At 71.8% G+C, this 17097-nt stretch carries 17 protein-coding genes; 5 read left to right on the forward strand and 12 right to left on the reverse strand.

The genetic code is table 11. The features are described 5' to 3' along the window. Positions 1 to 7: 7 nt before the first annotated feature. From FFT10_RS19420 to FFT10_RS19435, 4 genes are all read right to left on the reverse strand, one after another. A complete protein-coding gene (locus FFT10_RS19420) occupies positions 8 to 919 on the reverse strand; it encodes a peptidoglycan-binding protein (RefSeq protein WP_137734521.1) in 912 nt (303 codons plus the stop codon). 104 nt (positions 920 to 1023) lie between these two features. After that, a complete protein-coding gene (locus FFT10_RS19425; RefSeq protein ID WP_137734522.1) occupies positions 1024 to 2223 on the reverse strand; it encodes a M20 aminoacylase family protein in 1200 nt (399 codons plus the stop codon). A gap of 39 nt (positions 2224 to 2262) precedes the next feature. After that, positions 2263 to 3072: an SDR family NAD(P)-dependent oxidoreductase gene (locus FFT10_RS19430; RefSeq protein WP_137734523.1), complete on the reverse strand. Its 810-nt coding sequence runs from the start codon at positions 3070 to 3072 to the stop codon at positions 2263 to 2265. Then, positions 3069 to 4565 carry a flavin-containing monooxygenase gene (locus FFT10_RS19435; protein ID WP_228027193.1) on the reverse strand — a complete coding sequence of 499 codons (1497 nt, stop codon included), beginning with the start codon at positions 4563 to 4565 and terminating at the stop codon, positions 3069 to 3071. The genes FFT10_RS19430 and FFT10_RS19435 overlap by 4 nt, the downstream gene beginning before the upstream one ends. A gap of 104 nt (positions 4566 to 4669) precedes the next feature. Between FFT10_RS19435 and FFT10_RS19440 the strand changes: the two genes are divergently transcribed. Further along, on the forward strand, positions 4670 to 4987 hold the full coding sequence (locus tag FFT10_RS19440) for an NIPSNAP family protein (RefSeq protein ID WP_137734524.1): 318 nt from the start codon (positions 4670 to 4672) through the stop codon (positions 4985 to 4987). Between the two features lie 5 nt (positions 4988 to 4992). Continuing rightward, on the forward strand, positions 4993 to 5973 hold the full coding sequence (locus FFT10_RS19445; RefSeq protein WP_137734573.1) for an aldo/keto reductase: 981 nt from the start codon (positions 4993 to 4995) through the stop codon (positions 5971 to 5973). A gap of 14 nt (positions 5974 to 5987) precedes the next feature. Here the strand turns inward: FFT10_RS19445 and FFT10_RS19450 are convergent, their stop codons facing one another. Both FFT10_RS19450 and FFT10_RS19455 read right to left on the reverse strand, forming a co-directional pair. Continuing rightward, on the reverse strand, positions 5988 to 7508 hold the full coding sequence (locus FFT10_RS19450) for a diguanylate cyclase (RefSeq protein ID WP_137734525.1): 1521 nt from the start codon (positions 7506 to 7508) through the stop codon (positions 5988 to 5990). Between the two features lie 73 nt (positions 7509 to 7581). Continuing rightward, complete coding sequence (locus FFT10_RS19455) at positions 7582 to 8805, reverse strand: MFS transporter (RefSeq protein ID WP_137734526.1); 1224 nt, start codon at positions 8803 to 8805, stop codon at positions 7582 to 7584. Positions 8806 to 8862: 57 nt separating this feature from the next. Between FFT10_RS19455 and FFT10_RS19460 the strand changes: the two genes are divergently transcribed. Then, positions 8863 to 10248 (forward strand): NAD(P)-binding protein, encoded by a 1386-nt coding sequence (locus FFT10_RS19460; protein ID WP_137734527.1) that lies wholly within the window; start codon positions 8863 to 8865, stop codon positions 10246 to 10248. Here FFT10_RS19460 and FFT10_RS19465 read toward each other — a convergent pair. From FFT10_RS19465 to FFT10_RS19480, 4 genes are all read right to left on the reverse strand, one after another. After that, a complete protein-coding gene (locus FFT10_RS19465; RefSeq protein WP_137734528.1) occupies positions 10200 to 11015 on the reverse strand; it encodes an SAM-dependent methyltransferase in 816 nt (271 codons plus the stop codon). The genes FFT10_RS19460 and FFT10_RS19465 overlap by 49 nt on opposite strands. Before the next feature lie 8 nt (positions 11016 to 11023). After that, positions 11024 to 11362 carry a hypothetical protein gene (locus tag FFT10_RS19470; protein WP_137734529.1) on the reverse strand — a complete coding sequence of 113 codons (339 nt, stop codon included), beginning with the start codon at positions 11360 to 11362 and terminating at the stop codon, positions 11024 to 11026. 44 nt (positions 11363 to 11406) lie between these two features. Next, complete coding sequence (locus FFT10_RS19475; RefSeq protein ID WP_137734530.1) at positions 11407 to 12417, reverse strand: MerR family transcriptional regulator; 1011 nt, start codon at positions 12415 to 12417, stop codon at positions 11407 to 11409. Between the two features lie 90 nt (positions 12418 to 12507). Then, complete coding sequence (locus FFT10_RS19480; RefSeq protein ID WP_137734531.1) at positions 12508 to 13767, reverse strand: glycerophosphodiester phosphodiesterase family protein; 1260 nt, start codon at positions 13765 to 13767, stop codon at positions 12508 to 12510. 200 nt (positions 13768 to 13967) lie between these two features. On the opposite strand from FFT10_RS19480, the gene FFT10_RS19485 reads away from it, so the two are divergent. Continuing rightward, positions 13968 to 14162: a hypothetical protein gene (locus tag FFT10_RS19485; protein ID WP_137734532.1), complete on the forward strand. Its 195-nt coding sequence runs from the start codon at positions 13968 to 13970 to the stop codon at positions 14160 to 14162. A 101-nt stretch (positions 14163 to 14263) separates the two neighbouring features. Here the strand turns inward: FFT10_RS19485 and FFT10_RS28770 are convergent, their stop codons facing one another. Next, entirely contained in the window at positions 14264 to 15694 is a 1431-nt protein-coding gene (locus FFT10_RS28770; RefSeq protein ID WP_137734533.1) for a methyl-accepting chemotaxis protein, read from the reverse strand. A gap of 168 nt (positions 15695 to 15862) precedes the next feature. Here FFT10_RS28770 and FFT10_RS19495 point away from each other — a divergent pair, with 168 nt between their 5' ends. Beyond that, entirely contained in the window at positions 15863 to 16144 is a 282-nt protein-coding gene (locus FFT10_RS19495) for a DUF427 domain-containing protein (protein ID WP_137734534.1), read from the forward strand. Between the two features lie 12 nt (positions 16145 to 16156). Here the strand turns inward: FFT10_RS19495 and FFT10_RS19500 are convergent, their stop codons facing one another. Beyond that, on the reverse strand, positions 16157 to 17035 hold the full coding sequence (locus tag FFT10_RS19500; protein WP_137734535.1) for a pirin family protein: 879 nt from the start codon (positions 17033 to 17035) through the stop codon (positions 16157 to 16159). Positions 17036 to 17097: the final 62 nt, after the last annotated feature.

Raw genomic sequence — 17097 nt, forward strand, 5'->3', positions numbered from 1 at the left:
CCGGTGCTCAGGCCGGGCTGTCCGGCACGTCGGCGGCCGCCAGCACCGCGGTGGTGAAGCGGAAGCCCGGCCGGGCGATGTAGCGCACATCGGACTTCACCGCCTTCATGAACTCGCGGTGGCCGACCTTGGTGCGGCCCACCAGGCAGCCGGCGCTGGCGTTGCCGATGTCGCTTTCCGGCAGGTCGAAGCCCCAGTGCTGGTTGACGCCGAACAGGCCGGTGAAGGTCTTGTCGCCGGTGCGCTCGAAGTCCTGGTTCAGGTCGCGGTGCACGGTGATCGGGCCCACCTGCACCAGGGCTTCATGCGGGTTGGCGCCATTGCGCGGGTGCATGCCCACCTCCCAGGCCTTGTACTGGCCGAAGGCGATGCGCGCCGCGCCGTTGGGATCGAGCACCTTGATCTTGGAGTAGTAGGTGCCGGGCTCGGTGGTGCCTTGCCAGCTGCCGACCAGCTGCACCGCGCCGTCGGCATCCACCTGCAGCACGGTGCGCAGGTCGTTGAAGATGTTGGGCTTGTCTTCGTTGGCGGTGCCGTCGGGGTTCATGCCCTCGACATAGACGATGTTCACGCAGCCCGGGTGGCGGCAGAACCACCAGCCCTTGGCCAGCACCGCGGCGGCCAGGCGGCCGGCCAGCGTGGGCGGCAGCACCAGAGGGAACAGCGTCTTGACGCTGGGCGCCAGCAGCGCCCGGGCCGATTCCTTGTCCAGCTGCGACTTGGCCGGCGTGCCGATGCGGGCCATGAATTCACCCAGCGCCCACAGCGAGATGGGGCCGAACTGGCCATCGGCCGGCGGCTCCAGCAGGCCGGCCTCGGTGAGGCGCTGCTGCACCTCGGTGGCCAGGGCGGTGTCGCCGCCCAGCGTGGCGAAGGCCACCGGTCCGGCGCTGCCTTGCGCGATCTTGTCCAGGGTCATCGGGAGCTCCCACGAGTTGCAGGCAACGGGCGGCTGCCCGGCCAGCGCGCAGTGGGCCACCGGTGCTGCAGGCGGTCAACCTGCAGCATAGGGACGCGCCGCGCTCAGGCCTGCGGCGCCAGCCAGCGCTCGGCCAGCTTCACCCAGTAGGTGGCGCCGGTGCTCAGCACCCGGTCGTTGAAGTCGTACGCGGCGTTGTGCACCATGCAGCCGCCGACGCTGCCCACGCCGTTGCCGATGTTGATGTAGCAGCCGGGCACCTTCTCCAGGAAGAAGGCGAAGTCCTCGCTGGCGGTCAAGGGCTCGGGGTGGGTGACCAGGCCGGTGTCGCCCAGCCAGTCGCGCACCAGCTGCTTGCAGAAATCGGTGTGCTCCGGGGTGTTGTTCAGTACCGGGTAGCGGCGGATGTAGTTCACCTCGGCCGTGGCGCCGTAGCTGGCGGCCTGGGCCTGGGCCAGCTCGGTGATGCGGCGTTCCAGCAGATCCCGCACGGTGGGCTGCATGGCGCGCACCGTGAGCCGCAGCTCGGCGGTGCCGGGGATGACGTTGGGTGCATCACCGGCCAGGAAGGCGCCGACGGTGATGATGCCGGTGTGCAGCGGCGGCACGTTGCGCGCCACGATGGTCTGCAGCGCCATCACGATGCTGGCCCCGGCCACCACCGGATCGACCGCGGTCTGCGGAATGGCGCCGTGGCCGCCGGTGCCGCGCACGGTGATGATGCAGGTGTCGCCGCTGGCCATCGCAAAGCCGGGCACGGCCTGGAAGCGGCCTTCGGGCAGGCCGGGCATGTTGTGCATGCCGAACATCGCGTCACACGGGAAGAGATCGAGGAAGCCGTCCTCCAGCATCTTGCGGGCGCCGGCCAGGCCCTCTTCGGCCGGCTGGAAGACGGCATGCAGGATGCCGTCGAACTGGCGGGTGGCGGCCAGGTGGCGGCAGGCGGCAAGCAGCATGGCGGTGTGGCCGTCGTGGCCGCAGGCGTGCATCTTGCCGAACACCTTGCTGGCCCAGGGCTTGCCGCTGGTCTCGGCAATCGGCAGCGCATCCATGTCGGCGCGCAGGCCGATGCGGCGGGTGCTGTTGCCCAGCGCGCCGCGCAGCGTGCCCACCACGCCGGTGCCGCCCAGGCCGCGGTGCACCTCCCAGCCCCAGCGCTGCAGCCGCTCGGCCACCAGGTCGCTGGTGGCGTGCTCTTCGTAGGCCAGCTCGGGGTTGGCATGGATCTGCTGGCGGATGGCGACCATTTCGGCCTCGTGCTGGCGGATGGCATCGAGGGCGGGCAGGGGCAGGGGGGCGTTCATCGGGGCCTCGGCTTCAGGGGTGGGGGTTTTGCAGCGGGATCATGCAGGCAACAAGCGCGCCAGCACCGACCAGTAGCGCACCGGCATCAGCCGTTCCAGCGCGGCGATGAAGTGGGCGTCGCCGCCCACCAGCACCCGGGCGCGGTCGGCCTCGATGCCGCGCACGATGGTGGCGGCTGCCCGCTCGGGCGAGAGGCGCAGCATCTTCTCGGCCAGGGCCAGGCGGGCCTGCACATCGGCCGGCGCGGCATCAGCCGGCAGGCGGGCGCGGCGGGCAATGTTGGTGGCCACGCCACCGGGGTGCACCACCGTCATGCCCACGGTGCTGCCGGCCAGCTCATGCCGCAGCGCATGGCTGAAGCCGCGCACCGCGAACTTGGCCGCCGCGTAGGCGGTCTGCTCCGGTGGCGCGATCAGGCCGTAGACGCTGCTGATGTTGACGATGCGCGCCACCGGCTGCTGCCGCAGCAGCGGCAGGAAGGCGCGGGTCATGCGCACCAGGCCATGGAAGTTGATGTCCATCAGCCAGTCGAAATCGGCCTCGGCCACCTGGTCGAAGCTGCCGCCCAGGGCCACGCCGGCGTTGTTGACCAGCAGGCTGACGCGGCCGTGCTGCGCCAGCACCGCGGTCGGCAGCGCGGCCACCGCGTCGCGGCTGGCCACGTCCAGCCGGTGCTGGCTGACGGGGACGCCCTGGGCCGCCGCGGCTGCCGCGGTGTCGGCGAGGCCGGCGGTGTCGATGTCGGCCAGTGCCAGGTGGCAGCCGCGCTGCGCCAGCGCCAGCGCGGTGGCGCGGCCGATGCCGCTGGCGGCGCCGGTGAGCACGGCGACCTGGCCATGGAGCTTCATGCGGTTGCTCCGGCGCGGCGCAGTTGCAGCACGCCATCGTCCAGCCGGCCGAAGCGGATGGCCAGCAGATCGGCCAGGTAGCTCTGGTGCACCTGCCAGGGCGCGCGGGTGCCCTGCTGCGGCAGCAGGCCGGCGGCGCGCTGCACATAGCCCGAGGTGAAGCTGAGGAAGGGCTGCACCGGCACCGACGGATCGTGCCGCGGCACCGCGATGGCCTGACCGTGGCGCTGCAGGTGGTTCAGCAGCCGGCACACCCAGCCGGCGGTGAGGTCGGCCTTCAGCGTCCACGACGCGTTGGTGTAGCCGAAGGCCAGGGCCAGGTTGGGCACGTCGCCCAGCATCATGCCCTTGTACGACAGCGTCTGGCCCGGCACCACGGCGCGGCCGTCGACGGTGATGGCGATGTCCCCGGCCACGTTGAGCTGCAGGCCGGTGGCCAGCACCACGGTGTCGGCCTCCAGGTGCTGCCCGCTGGTCAGCTGCAGGCCGGTGGCGGTGAAGCGTGCGATGGTGTCGGTGACCACCGCCGCCCGCCCGGCACGGATCTGCCGGAACAGGTCGCCATCGGGCGCCACGCACACCCGCTGGTCCCAGGGGTTGTAGCGGGGGCTGAAGTGCAGCGTCGCATCGCAGCTGTCGCCCAGCTCGGCGGCGGCCATGGCCACCAGGCGCTGCTTGACCTGGGCCGGTCGCTTGCGCGCCAGGCCGTAGTAGAAGCGGCCGACCAGCACGTTCTTCCATCGGGTCAGCGTGTAGGCCAGCCCGGCGGGCAGCCAGCGGTTCAGCCGCTGGGCGATGGCATCGACCGACGGCCGGTTGACCACGTAGGTGGGCGAGCGCTGCAGCATCGTCACCTGCGCGGCGGTCTTGGCCAGCTCGGGCACCAGGGTGACGGCGGTGGCGCCGCTGCCCACCACCACCACCCGCTGGCCGGCATGGTCGAGATCCCCCGGCCAACACTGCGGCTCGACGATGCGGCCGCGGAAGTCGGCCTCGCCGTCGAAGGTGGGCCGGTGGCCACGGGCGTAGCTGTAGTAGCCGCTGCACAGGTACAGGAAGCGGGCGCGCTGGGTGCAGGTGCGCACCGCGCCGGTGGCGGCATCGGTGTGCTGCAGCGTCACCGTCCAGCAGGCATCGGCGCTGTGCCAGTCGGCGCGCTGCACCCGGTGGCCGAAGCGGATCTGCGGCGTGATGCCGGCCTCGTCGGCCGTCTCGCGGATGTACTGCAGGATGGCCGGGCCGTCGGCAATCGCCTTGGCGGCGCGCCAGGGCTTGAAGTCGTAGCCCAGGGTGTACATGTCCGAATCCGACCGGATGCCAGGGTAGCGGAACAGGTCCCAGGTGCCGCCCAGCGTGGGCCGTGCCTCGACGATGGCCCAGCGCCGGCCGGGGCAGCGCCGCTGCAGGTGGCGGGCGGCGCCGATGCCCGACAGGCCGGCGCCGACGATCAGCACATCCAGCGGGGTGTTGGTGATGGTGTCGGGCTCGGTCACGGTGCCGGCACTCTACAGCGCCGCACTGGCGGGCTTGTCGCCAAGCGGTCAGCGCGCGCGCGGGCAGCCCCGCATCATGCCGGCTGGCAACTGCTGGAGCATCCATGGCGATCTACGAACTGCGCACCTACCAGGTCACCGTCGGCAAGATGAGCGAGGTGACGCGGCTGTACAAGGAGCTGGGCTGGCCGGCGCTGGAGAAGCACCCGAAGAAGCTGGTGGGCTACTTCACCGGCGACATCGGCGCGCTGAACCAGCTGGTGCACCTGTGGAAGTTCGACGACGACGCCGACCGCCGCGCCTTCTGGGCCGGGCTGTTCGCCGACCCCGACTTCATGGCCTTCGCCGCCCAGCTGCGGCCGCTGCTGCAGCACCAGGAGAACAAGCTGATGATGGCCGCGCCGTGGGGGCCGCACCCATGAGCGGCATGCAGTACACCCGGCTCGGTCGCACCGGGCTGACCGTTTCGCGGCTCTGCCTGGGCTGCATGACCTACGGCGTGCCCGAGCGCGGCGCCCACCCCTGGACCCTGCCCGAAGACCAGAGCCGCCCGCTGATCCGCCTGGCGGTGGAGCGCGGCATCAACTTCTTCGACACCGCCAACAGCTATTCCGACGGCACGTCCGAAGAGATCGTCGGCCGGGCGCTGCGCGACTTTGCGCGGCGCGACGAGATCGTGGTGGCCACCAAGGTGCGCTTCGGCGCGCGGCGGGCGCCCAACATCGGTGGGCTGTCGCGCAAGACCATCTTCGAAGAGATCGACGGCAGCCTGCGGCGGCTGGGCATGGACCATGTGGACCTGTACCAGATCCACCGCTGGGACCCGGACACGCCGATCGAGGAGACGATGGAGGCGCTGCACGACGTGGTGAAGGCCGGCAAGGCCCGCTACCTGGGCGCCAGCAGCATGCACGCTTGGCAGTTCGCCAAGGCGAACGAGGTGGCGCGCCGCCATGGCTGGACACCGTTCATCAGCATGCAGCCCGAGCTGAGCCTGCTCTACCGCGAGGAAGAGCGCGAGATGCTGCCGCTGTGCCAGGACCAGGGCGTGGGCGTGATCCCCTGGAGCCCGCTGGCCCGCGGCCGCCTGGCCCGGCCCTGGGGTGCGCACACGCCGCGGGTGGAGACCGATGTGTTCGGCGCCAGCCTGTTCAAGCACACCGAGGCCAACGACAGCATGGTGCATGCCGCCCTGGCGCAGGTGGCTGCAGCCCGCGGCGCGCCGCTGGCCGCGGTGGCGCTGGCCTGGTTGCTGCAGAAGCCGGGGGTGACGGCGCCGATCATCGGCGCGTCGAAGCCGGTGCACTTCGACGATGCGCTGGCGGCGCTGGAGATCACACTGACGGCCGACGAGATCGCCGCGCTGCAGGCGCCCTACCTGCCGCATGCGGTGGTGGGGTTCTCCTAGCGCCGCGAACGGCCTCAGTTCGATGGCGTGATCGCGTTGTCGGCGCAGACGACACGGTTTCGGCCCGCACGTTTGGCCTGTTGCAAGGCTGAGCTGGCGCGCTGAACCCACTGCTCCACTGTTTCGGAACTGCCGTCGTGCTGCGCCACACCAATGCTGACGGTGATTTTCAGCGCCGGGCCCCGGGTCTGTTCCAGGCTGGACTGCGCGACGACCTCGCGCAGCCGATCCGCAGCGGCCACCGCAGCGTCGGCCTGAGCCTGCATCACGACGCAGAACTCCTCGCCACCGTACCTGGCAAGCCAGTCGATGGGTCGAAGGGCGCCGTCAACTGTCTTCGCGAAGTGGCGCAGCACGGCGTCTCCGACCGGTGCTCCGTGCTCCCGGTTGAAGCGGCCGAACTCGTCGATGTCGATGAAGAGCAGTGAGCGTGGGCGATGGTCTCGCCTGGCGCGTTCAACTTCACGGATCGCGCGCTTGTCGAATTGCCCGCGGTTGGCCACACCGGTCAGCGCGTCCTGGCGAGCTTCCCGCTCCAGCGACCGCAGCATCTGCTGACCCATCAGCGACACCAGGCTGGCAACCCGCTGCGTCACGACACGGGTCACGTTGTCGAAGTGGCGCATTTGCAGCGAGTGCGTGTCGCCGTCGCCCCCAAGCATCTCTTCGAAGAAGGTGGCCCGGTGACGTCCCTGCGCCTTGCTCTCGTAGAGAGCCCTGTCCGCGCGTTCCAGCCACGCGGTGCCCGACAGCCCTGCTTCGCTCAGTGCAATGCCTGCTGACAGCGTGAGGTCGATCACTGACGCGCTTCCAGCCGATGAGCCTGCAGGCACGGCGCAGGACACCTGAAGCAGCGGTTCGATGGCCGTGCGCAGCTCGTCCACGCTGCTGCGTCGCAGCAGCAGCACAAACTCTTCACCACCGTAGCGGCCGCAGCGGTCACCCTGCATCAGTTGCCCTTTCAGCATCTCTGCCACTGCCTGGAGCACCAGATCGCCAGCCGCGTGGCCGGCCGAGTCATTGATCTGCTTGAAGTGGTCAAGGTCCAGCATCACCAGGGCCTGCACTGTCAGTTCCGGACCGTCGTCCAGGGCTGCCTGCTGCACCCAGTCCATCGTGGCAACCCGGTTGTCCAGGCCGGTCAGTGCATCCTGTGCGGTGGCCGACATCGCCTGCCGGTGGTTCCGGACCAGGCGTTGCAGGCGCGCCCACGTCACATCAAGCCCTTCGCCTGCGACCGTGGCATCCTGGCAGCCGGCCAAGTCGGGCAGCCATTGCGCGAGTTCGGTCGCTGTCGGTAGCAGCAGCAGGATGGGCGTCGCCCGGCCGCTGAGCGACGGCTGCACGGCCGTTGATTCGGTTGCATTGCCAGAGAGGTTGGCAATCACCACATCCGCGGTTTGCTCGGTGTTGACCGCAGCCATCGGCAGGATCTGAACCGAACATCCGCGCTGGCGCAAACCATCGACTGCTTGGGCTGTGTCGTTGTCCGGCACAGGTGTGAACCAGAGGACGCGAAGCGAGTGCACATGCATCCAGAAATTGGAGCCGAGGTCCTTGGTGCCAGGTCCCCGGATTTGCTCGCACAAAGCGATGCTTGAAGTCGGTTCAGACGTGCACAGCCGTCCCAGTCTGCGCCCGCCGCGCCCGTTGCCGGTTGAACGCCGCCGCCACCGCCAGCAGCCCCAGCGCCCCCACCGCCATCACCGGGCCGGTGCCGGTGCGGTCGACCACCAGGCCGGCCAGTCCCACGCCCACGCTCTGCCCCAGGAAGAAGCTGCAGGCGAAGGCCGCCACCGCGGTGCCGCGGCGTTCGGGCGCCATCTGCGTGGCATTGGTCTGCAGGGTGTTGTGCAGCATGTAGAAGCCCAGGCCCATCACCATGCAGGCCGGCACCGCCCAGCCCCAGGCCGGGGCGAAGCCGATGGTGACCAGGGCCGCGGCCATCAGCCAGCCGCCGCCGCGCACCAGCCACACCTCGCCCAGCCGGGCCACCAGCACCCGCGCGCCCAGCGCGAACACCAGGCCGCCCAGCGCATAGCCCATCACCAGCCCGCCCACGGTGGACAGCGGCAGGCCGAAGCGCTGGTGCAGGTGGGCGGCGATGAAGGCGAACGGCCCGTAGACCACCGCGCCCTCGCAGAACACCACCACCAGCACCACCCGCGCCCAGGGCTGGGCCAGCACGGCGCGGAACTGCCGCACCATGGTGATGACCGCGCCGCCCGGCCGCCCTGGCGGCTGCAGCACCGGCGGCGGCAGCCGGCGCCGGGCCTGCACCAGCACCGCCGCCGCGGCCAGGAACAGCACCGCCACGCCGACGAACGGTGTGCGCCAGGGCAGGTGCTCGGCGGTGTAGCCACCGGCCCACACGCCGGTGGCGAAGCCGGCGATCTGGCCGATCAGGAAGCGCGCCAGCACCGGCTGGCGCCGCTCGTAGGGCACGGCGTCGCCGATCCAGGCCATGGCCAGCGGGATCACCGCGGCCGCCGCCACGCCGGCCAGCAGCCGTCCGGCCAGCAGGCTGTGGTGGCCCGGCGCCAGGGCACACAGCAGCGCCGTGCCGGCCGAGGCCACGCAGGCCCAGGTGATGACGCGCAGCTTGCCGAAGCGGTCGCCCAGCGGGCCGAACAGCAGCTGCGCCAGGCCGTAGGCCACGGCGAACACGGTGACCACCCAGGACGCCTGGCCCAGCGTGGTGTGGAACTCGTCGGCCAGCCGCGGCAGCAGCGGGTCGGTCATGCGCATCGAGATGCCGCTGGCCATGGCGGCCAGCGACAGGGCGACGATCGCGCCCACCGGCGTGTCGTCAGAAGGGGAAGCAGCAGGCATCCGCCATTGTCCCGGCCGGGCGGCGCCGCCGCGGGCGGCGGGCCGGCGTCTGCGATCATGGCGCATGCAAACCTGCAGACCTGCCTGCCGATGAAGGTGGCCGTGATCGGGGCCGGCCTGGGTGGCCTGGCGGCCGCCTGGCTGCTGGGCCGCCAGCATGCGGTGACCGTGTTCGAGCGCCAGGCGCGGCCCGGCTTCACCGCCGCCAACGTGCCGGTGCCCGGCCGGGGCGCCGCCGGCAATGCGGTGCGGGTGGATGTGCCGCTGCGGGTGTTCTATCCCGGCTACTACCCCACGCTGACCCGGCTGTACGACCTGCTGGCCGTGCCCAGCGAGCCGGTCAGCTATGCCAGCAGCTTCCACGGTCCGCTGGTGCCGGGGCGGTCGCCGCAGGCGCTGTACTTCCGCTACCGCAACCTGCGCTGGCGCGGCCGGTCGCACAGCGTGCTGGCGCCGCAGGATCTGTTGCTGGGCGCACCAGCGCGCCAGGTGCTGGCCGGCGCGCTGCGCTTCCACCGCCAGGCCGTGCCGGCGCTGGCGCGCGGCGCGCTGGCCGGCCTGACCATCGGCGACTGGGTGGCGGCGCAGCGCTTTCCGCGTGCCTTCATCGACGGCCTGCTGCTGCCGGCGATCAGCACGGTGTGCACCTGCAGCCATGCGCAGGCGGCGGCCTTCCCGGCCGAAGTGGTGGTGGACTACCTGGCCCGCGGCGTGCTGCGGCAGAGCGTGCACCGCGCGCTGCACGGCGCCGACGATGTGCAGCGCCGGCTGCTGCTGGGCATCGCCGACCTGCGTTGCGGTGCACAGATCCGCGCCGTGCAGCGGGTGGCGGGCGCGGTGCAGGTGCAGCTGGAGGACGGCCACACCGAGCGCTTCGACCACCTGGTGCTGGCCACCCAGGCCAACCAGGCGCTGCGCCTGCTGGCCGATGCCAGTGCCGACGAGACCACCGCGCTGGCCTGCTTCCGCTACGCGCCGGTGCAGGTGCTGACCCACACCGATGCCACGCTGATGCCGGCGCGCCGGCGCGACTGGTCGCCGGTCAACCTGTGGGTGGACCCGGCAGCCGGCGCCACCGAATCCACCATCTGGGTCAATGCCGTGCAGCCGATGCTGCAGGGCGCGGCCGACGTGTTCCAGACCGTGGCGCCGTTGCGGCCGGTGGGCCCGGCGCGGGTGCTGGGCGAGGCCCGCTTCGAGCGGCCGGTGGTCGACGCACGCAGCCAGCAGGCGCTGGCGCAGCTGCAGCGGCTGCAGGCCGAGCCCGACCGCCGGGTGTGGTTCTGCGGCAGTTATGCCCAGGCCGGCATCCCGCTGCTGGAGAGCGCGGTGCAATCGGCCAGCGTGGTGGCAGCCCGCCTGGGCGCGCCGCTGCCGGGCGGGGCGCTGGCGGATCAGCCGCCGTCGCTGCCGGCTGGCCGTGTGGCCGAGAGCAGCGCATAGCCCAGGCCGGCGGCGCGGCACGGCGGGATCAGCGCGGCGGTGGTGGCCACCGCGCGCCAGCCGTGGTGCCAGGGCCACAGCCGCTGTGCTGCGGCCTGCCGCCGCACGAAGCGGGCGAAGCCGCCCAGCACCGGGTTGTCCAGCACCTGGGCCTGCACATCGGCAAAGCCCAGGGCTTGCAGGCGCCGCACCTGCGCGGCCAGCGGCAGCAAGTCATCAGGCGGCAGGCCGCACAGCCGGGCGGCGGGCCGCAGCAGTGGCGCGGCGCCGGCGCGCACCGTCAGGTCACAGCAGGCCAGCCGGCCGCCGGGCCGCAGCCGCGGCCAGACGGCAGCCAGCAGCGCGGCGCGCGGCGCCAGGTGGTAGGCCGCGTCGACGCAGACGACGGCGTCGAACGGCCCGGCCAGCGCGGGGTGGCCATCCAGCGCCAGGGCCGACCGGCACAGCACCTGGATGGCCGGCTGGCCGGCGCACCCGGCTTGCGCCAGGCCGGCGGCGGCGGGATCGATCTCCACGCCCACCACCCGGGTGGCGCCGAAGTGGTCGGCCCACAGCCGCAGTTCGTCACCGGCGCCGCAGGCCAGGCTCAGCACCCGGACGCCGGGTTGCAGCTGCGCCGCCCGGCCCACGGCCAGGGCGAGGTGGCGGCAGGCGGCGGCGTAGTCGGTGGCGGCTTCGGCGCCGTCCGGCCACAGACCGAGGCTGCCCCAGGTGCCGGGCGTGCCGCCCTGGTGCAGCAGCTGGCGCTGCCGGTCGGCCGCGGTCATGGGCCCGGTCAGGCGCGGGTGGCCTGCACCTTCTCGATCAGGGTGCGGGCGGCCAGCTCGCTGTTGAGCGACAGCTCCAGCGGCGCGCGGCACAGGCCGGCATGGCCGTAGTGGCGGTTCTCGTAGACCATGGCCGCGGCCGGAAAGCTGGCCAGCAGGCGCTGCAGCTCATCGCCCGGCGGCAGCTGGGCCAGCTGCTGGTCGAGCTGCTGCACCAGCGCGCGGTACTGCTGCGCACCGATGCTGGCGGCCTGACTCTCCACCCGCTGCAGCAGCGCAGCCAGGGCGACGGTGGTTCGGAAGGCCCCGGTGGACGGAGCGGCCTCGGGGTGCTGGGTGTGTGCCATGCAACGCAGATGAAGGCGGCCGCGCCGGTTGCAAGGGGCTGGCCTCAGCCGCCCGGCAGCGGCAGCGATTCGGCCTCGGCCACGCGGGCCAGCGCGTCCTCGAACATCGCCCGCGCGGTGCCGGCCACCCGGTGCAGATGGGTGTGCAGCGCGGCGTCGTCGGGGCCGCGGTTCACGCACTCGGCGCTGTAGGTCTCGAAGTGGGCCAGCATCATCACCAGCTCGGCGATGTGGCGCGGGCATTCGCAGGCCATGGTGCCGGAGGCGGCGGCCAGCTGCACCAGGGTGTCGTCGTCGAAGCGGCGCGGCGGCACAGCCGCAGCGCCAGACAGCGGCACCGGCGCGGTGCCGGTGCTGGCCAGCACCCGAGGCAGGCCGGTGGTGGTGGCCGCCAGCGTGCTGACCAGCGCGCGCAGCGCCGCATCGTCCATCGGCGCGCGGTGCAGGCTGCAGCCGGCGCGGCGCAGCCGCTCGGCCACCACCTCGGGGCCGAAGCCGTAGACCACCACGGCCTGCTCGGCGCCCAGCTGGCGCATCAGGGCGAGCAGGCGGCTGGCGCTTTCGGGCTGCAGCGTGGCCAGCTCGGCCACCAGCAGCTCGGCGCGCAGCGGGGCGTCGTCCGGCGCGGCCGCCATGGCCTGCTCGGCAGCCACCAGGTCGGCCCAGGTGGCCACCCGCTGCACCGCGATGGCACCCAGCCGCCGCGGCAGGCCCAGGCCGATCAGCGCGGCGCGGGCGCGCACCGGCGGCGTGGCATCGGCCGGCGCGGCCAGCACCGCGCGGGCATCGGCGATCTCCAGCAGGCTGGCCATCGGCAGCCGCGCCAGCGAGCCGATGGCATGGCCCTGGTCGACCAGCTGCTTGATCAGCAGCAGGCGCTCGACATCGGCGCCCGAGTAGAGCCGGTGGCCGCTGGTGGTGAGCGCCGGGCCCACCACCTGGTAGCGGCGCTCCCAGATGCGCAGCGTGGCCACCGGGATGCGCACCATGCGCGCCACCGCACCGCTGCGGTAGCGGGGTTGCTCACTTGACACGGGATTGAATGAGGCTTGCATCCAGCAAGTCTAGTCAACTCCGGGTCGAATGGGGCAATTCTTTGAGGGTTGCGGTGATATGAACTCGAAATGTCTCGATGTTGTGCCGCATCAGCCCCGGCGGCGCTTCAGCGCACCCAGTGCGGCAACGCCGCCCAGCAGCAGCGCCCAAGTCTGCGGCTCGGGCACGGCGGCGGCCTGCAGGGCGGCCACGCCGGTGTCGGGGAAGTCGGTGAACACGCCGTCCACGCCCAGCTGCATGTAGTAGGCCATCTCGGCCTGCGGGTCGGCGAAGCCGTAGCCGCTGGCGTCGTTGCGGAAGGTCCAGGTGTGCACCAGCAGGCCGGCGGCATGGGCCGCCTCGATGACGCCGGTGCTGCCGTCGACGCGGCGGTCGTTGATGTTGATGGTGCCATTGCCGTCGCGGTCGATGCCGTCGGCCACCGTCTTCACCAGGTAGGGCTTCCAGGGGCCGATGCCGTCGGCGTAGGTGGCCACCATGCGCAGGCCGACATCGCTGACGAGATCGGCGAAGGTCAGCGTGCGGCCGCGGGCGGCCTGGTCGTAGGGCCGGTCGTAGGGCGCCACCAGCGACATGCTGCCATCGGGGTTGACGTCGTCGGCATCGACCAGCTGCACCAGCTTGATGTCGGTCCTGGTGTTCAGGTACTGCAGGTTGTTGACCTCGAAGCTCTGGATGAACACCGGCGCGGCGCCGGTGTTGCCGTAGGCCGCGTGCAGCGTGGCCACCAGGGTGTCTTCGAAGTAGGTGGCGGGGCGGCCGGCGGCCACCGACACATCGCGGCTGTAGGTGCTGTGCTTCAGTTCGGGATAGATGCCGATCGTGCGGCCGGTGGCCTGGCTCTGCGCCTTGGCCAGGCTGATCACCTCGTCCAGCGTCGGGATGCTGCGGTCGTTGTCGAAGGCGGTCTGGTTGCGGCTGTAGTCCACCAGGCGGCCGCGGGTCTGCACCGCCTGCAGTGTCTTGATCTCGGCCAGGGTGAAGGTGTCGGCGAAGTAGGCGGTGGTCTGCACGCCGTCGAGCATGCGGGTGCTCTTGCGGTCGGCGCCGAACTTGGACGCCACGTCGGTGGTGCCGTCCAGGATGGGCTCGTGGCGGGCGATCAGCACGCCGTCGCGGGTGAGCACCAGGTCGGGCTCGATGTAGTTGGCGCCCATCTTGATCGCCAGCGCATAGCTGGCCAGGGTGTGCTCGGGCCGGTAGCCCGAGGCGCCGCGGTGGCCGATGACGATCGGCGCGGCGCCGTCCAGCGTGTTCCAGGTGGTGGCGCGGGCGGCCGGGCTGGCCAGCAGGGTGATGGCGGCGGTGATGCCGGCGGCCAGGGCCAGGTGGTGGCGGGTGCTTGTCATGGGGCTCTCCTCGGTGGTGAACCGCGCAGCTTGGCGGCCCCGCGTGACGGCCTGTTGACAGCCCGCCACGGCAGCGGCCCGTCCGCGCAAGGCGCGGTTCGTCGCGCCGCAACGCGGCTGGTCGCAAGCCGCATGCGCCGCGGCGGGCGGCTGCCTACAGTCCACCCATCGACACCCCGCCACCACCCCAGGAGCCCACCATGACCACCCCCCAAGCCCTGCAGATCCGCCTGCCCCAGCAACTGCTGGCCCTGGCCTTGTCGGCCCTGGTGACGACGGCGGTGGTCGGTGGCCTGCTGGGCCTGGCCGAGGCCGACCGCGCCGCGCTGCTGGCGCAGCACCTGCAGTCCGCGCCGCAGGCCATCGCCCAGATGCTGCTGGCACCGCAGGCCTGAGGCCCGGGCAGCGGGGCCCGCCCGCCTCCTCTGCAGCCCTGTGATCCAGGGCGCACTTCACGGGCCGGCGCAACGCCGGCTCTTTTTTTGTCCGCGGCGCGTCAGGCTGCCGTGGCGGTGGACAGGCGGAACGATGCCACCACCTGCGCCAGCTGGCCGGCCTGCTCGTTCAGGCTCTCGGCGGCGGCGGCGCTCTGCTCCACCAGCGCGGCGTTCTGCTGCGTCATGCCGTCGAGCTCGCCCACCGCGGCATGCACCTGGCCGATGCCGGCGCGCTGCTCCTGGTTGGCGGCGCTGATCTCGCCGATCACGTCGGACACGCGGCGGATGCCGCCGACGATCTCGTCCATCATCGTGCCGGCCTGCTGCACCAGGCTGCTGCCCGAATCCACCTTCTCGACACTCGCGCCGATCAGGCCCTTGATCTCGCGCGCGGCGGCCGCGCTGCGCTGGGCCAGATTCCGCACCTCGGTGGCGACCACGGCAAAGCCGCGGCCCTGCTCGCCGGCCCGCGCGGCTTCCACCGCCGCGTTCAGGGCCAGGATGTTGGTCTGGAAGGCGATGCCGTCGATGGTGCCGATGATGTCGGCGATCCTGTGGCTGGAGGCGCTGATGTCGCCCATGTTGGCCACCACCTGCTGGACCACCTCGCCACCGCGCTGCGCGGCCTGCACCGCCGACTGCGCCAGCTGGTTGGCAGTGGCAGCGGCATCGGCACTCTGCTGCACCGTGCCCATCAGCTGGGCCATGGCGCTGGCGGTGTGCTGCAGGTTGCTGGCGGCCTGCTCGGTGCGCTGGCTCAGGTCGGTGCTGCCGCTGGCCACCTCGCTCGAGGCGGTGGCGATGTTGCCGGTGGTCTGGCTGACGCTGACCATCGCGTCGTTCAGCCGCAGCACGGCGGTGCGCAGGGCCTGGCCCATCGGCGTGCGGGTGGGCAGGCCGCCCACATCCAGGGCCAGGGACTGGCCGTTGCCCATGTGGGAAACGATGGCGCTGACCTCGTCGCTGGCATCGACGCCGCGGCGCATCAGCACCGCCATGTAGATCTCGAAGGCGGTCTGCGCCACCACATAGCCGGCATGGGCCAGCACACGGGTGAAGCTGGGCTCGGTGAGGCAGAACACGCCGACGCCGGCGGCCTGCAGGCGGTCGAACACCACATGGTGCACGGCGATCAGGCCGGCGGCCGCCACGATGGGCCGCCAGTCGCGGTAGACCAGCAGCATGCCCAGGGTGACGAACACGCCGAAGTGCAGTTCGAGCGTGCCGCGGCCCAGCTGGATGTGCAGGGCCGTCATCCCCATCAGGCAGCAGGCCAGCACCAGGCGGGCCAGCAGCGTGCCGCCGGCCAGCGTGCCCGCCGCCACGCCAACGGCCAGCAGCGGAATGCCGACCGACAGCGCGGTGCCCAACTGGTCGAACTGCTGGCCCAGCGCGAGGGCGATCAGACCGCTGACGGCCAGGGCGGCCATCATCAGCCGGTCGGCGGTGCGGGACAGGGCGTTGGTGGTGGGCAGGGAACTGCTGTGCATGGGCGGACCTTGGAGGCAGACGACAGAAGCACCGGGGACAGCAGGAACCCGGCATCGGATGTGCCTTCGGGCTATCGGCTGCCGCGCCGCGTCCTTGAGGCCGCCACCGGCACGCCGGGGCCGGCGGCGTACCATCCTGCATGGCACAGGGGTGCCTGGGAGCAGGCGATGAAGGCAGTGTGGAACGGCGTGGTGATCGCCGAGAGCGACGACACCGTGGTGGTCGAGGGCAACCACTACTTTCCCGAGGCGGCGGTCAACCGCCACTACCTGGCCTTCAGCAACCACCGCACGTCCTGCGCCTGGAAGGGCCAGGCGCGGTACCACAGCCTGCTGGTCAACGGCGAGCTGAACCCTGACGCCGTCTGGTACTACCCCGAGCCCAGCGAGGCCGCCGCCAACATCAAGGGGCGGCTGGCCTTCTGGAAAGGCGTGCAGGTCGTCGACTGACCCGCACGCTGGTCAGGCGAGGCGGCCGGCCTGGAAGTCTTCCACCGCGGTCATCAGCTCGTCGCGGGTGTTCATCACGAACGGGCCGTACTGGGCGATGGGCTCGCGCAGCGGCGCGCCGGCGATCAGCAGCGCCCGTGCCGGGGCCTCACCGGCCTGCAGCACCACGCCATCGGCCGCCGCATCCTGCGCCAGCACCGCCATGCGCTGCACCGGTACGGCGGTCTCGCCCACCTGCAGCGCGCCACGGTAGACATAGACGAAGCCATGGTGGCCGGCCGGCAGGGCCTGCTCGAAGCGCGCGCCGGCGTCCAGGTGGATGTCCAGGTAGACCGGTTCAGTGCGCGGGCGCTGCACCGCGCCGGCCACGCCCTGGCTGCTGCCGGCGATCACCCGCACCCGCACGCCGGGGGCGTTGAACTCGGGGATCTGCGCCGACGGGATGTCGCGGTAGGAGGGCGGCTGCATCTTGTCTGCGCTGTGCAGGTTCAGCCACAGCTGGAAGCCTTCCATCACGCCTTCGGTCTGCTCGGGCAGCTCGCTGTGGATGACACCACGGCCGGCGGTCATCCACTGCACCGCGCCGTCGTCCAGCAGGCCTTTGTTGCCGGCGGAATCGCGGTGGCGCATGCGGCCGCGCAGCATGTAGGTGATGGTCTCGAAGCCGCGGTGCGGGTGGTCGGGGAAGCCGGCGATGTAGTCGCCCGGCGTGTCGGAGCCGAAGGCGTCGAGCATCAGGAAGGGGTCGAGCCGGCGCTGCAGCGGCTGGGTGAGCACGCGGGTGAGCTTGACGCCGGCGCCGTCGCTGGTGGGCTGGCCGGCCACCAGGCGCTCGACACGGCGCGGGGTGGTGACCGGGGCGGAGGTGGTGGGGGTGCGGGTGGTGTCCATGGCGCCATGGTGGCACGCCCGCCGGGCGTGCAGCCGCCAACGGTTTTGAACGCGGCGTTCGA

The organism is Pseudaquabacterium pictum (assembly GCF_005403045.1).
Lineage (GTDB): Bacteria > Pseudomonadota > Gammaproteobacteria > Burkholderiales > Burkholderiaceae_C > Pseudaquabacterium > Pseudaquabacterium pictum.

Bases quoted from the DNA above. Each gene is read 5' to 3' on its own strand.
- FFT10_RS19420 (WP_137734521.1), bottom strand. From the start codon at position 919: ATGACCCTGGACAAGATCGCGCAAGGCAGCGCCGGACCGGTGGCCTTC.
- FFT10_RS19495 (WP_137734534.1), top strand. From the start codon at position 15,863: ATGAAGGCAGTGTGGAACGGCGTGGTGATCGCCGAGAGCGACGACACC.
- FFT10_RS19445 (WP_137734573.1), top strand. From the start codon at position 4,993: ATGCAGTACACCCGGCTCGGTCGCACCGGGCTGACCGTTTCGCGGCTC.
- FFT10_RS19480 (WP_137734531.1), bottom strand. From the start codon at position 13,767: ATGACAAGCACCCGCCACCACCTGGCCCTGGCCGCCGGCATCACCGCC.
- FFT10_RS19460 (WP_137734527.1), top strand. From the start codon at position 8,863: ATGGCGCATGCAAACCTGCAGACCTGCCTGCCGATGAAGGTGGCCGTG.
- FFT10_RS19450 (WP_137734525.1), bottom strand. From the start codon at position 7,508: ATGCATGTGCACTCGCTTCGCGTCCTCTGGTTCACACCTGTGCCGGAC.
- FFT10_RS19485 (WP_137734532.1), top strand. From the start codon at position 13,968: ATGACCACCCCCCAAGCCCTGCAGATCCGCCTGCCCCAGCAACTGCTG.
- FFT10_RS19440 (WP_137734524.1), top strand. From the start codon at position 4,670: ATGGCGATCTACGAACTGCGCACCTACCAGGTCACCGTCGGCAAGATG.
- FFT10_RS19500 (WP_137734535.1), bottom strand. From the start codon at position 17,035: ATGGACACCACCCGCACCCCCACCACCTCCGCCCCGGTCACCACCCCG.
- FFT10_RS19425 (WP_137734522.1), bottom strand. From the start codon at position 2,223: ATGAACGCCCCCCTGCCCCTGCCCGCCCTCGATGCCATCCGCCAGCAC.
- FFT10_RS19475 (WP_137734530.1), bottom strand. From the start codon at position 12,417: ATGCAAGCCTCATTCAATCCCGTGTCAAGTGAGCAACCCCGCTACCGC.
- FFT10_RS19430 (WP_137734523.1), bottom strand. From the start codon at position 3,072: ATGAAGCTCCATGGCCAGGTCGCCGTGCTCACCGGCGCCGCCAGCGGC.
- FFT10_RS19470 (WP_137734529.1), bottom strand. From the start codon at position 11,362: ATGGCACACACCCAGCACCCCGAGGCCGCTCCGTCCACCGGGGCCTTC.
- FFT10_RS19465 (WP_137734528.1), bottom strand. From the start codon at position 11,015: ATGACCGCGGCCGACCGGCAGCGCCAGCTGCTGCACCAGGGCGGCACG.
- FFT10_RS28770 (WP_137734533.1), bottom strand. From the start codon at position 15,694: ATGCACAGCAGTTCCCTGCCCACCACCAACGCCCTGTCCCGCACCGCC.
- FFT10_RS19455 (WP_137734526.1), bottom strand. From the start codon at position 8,805: ATGCCTGCTGCTTCCCCTTCTGACGACACGCCGGTGGGCGCGATCGTC.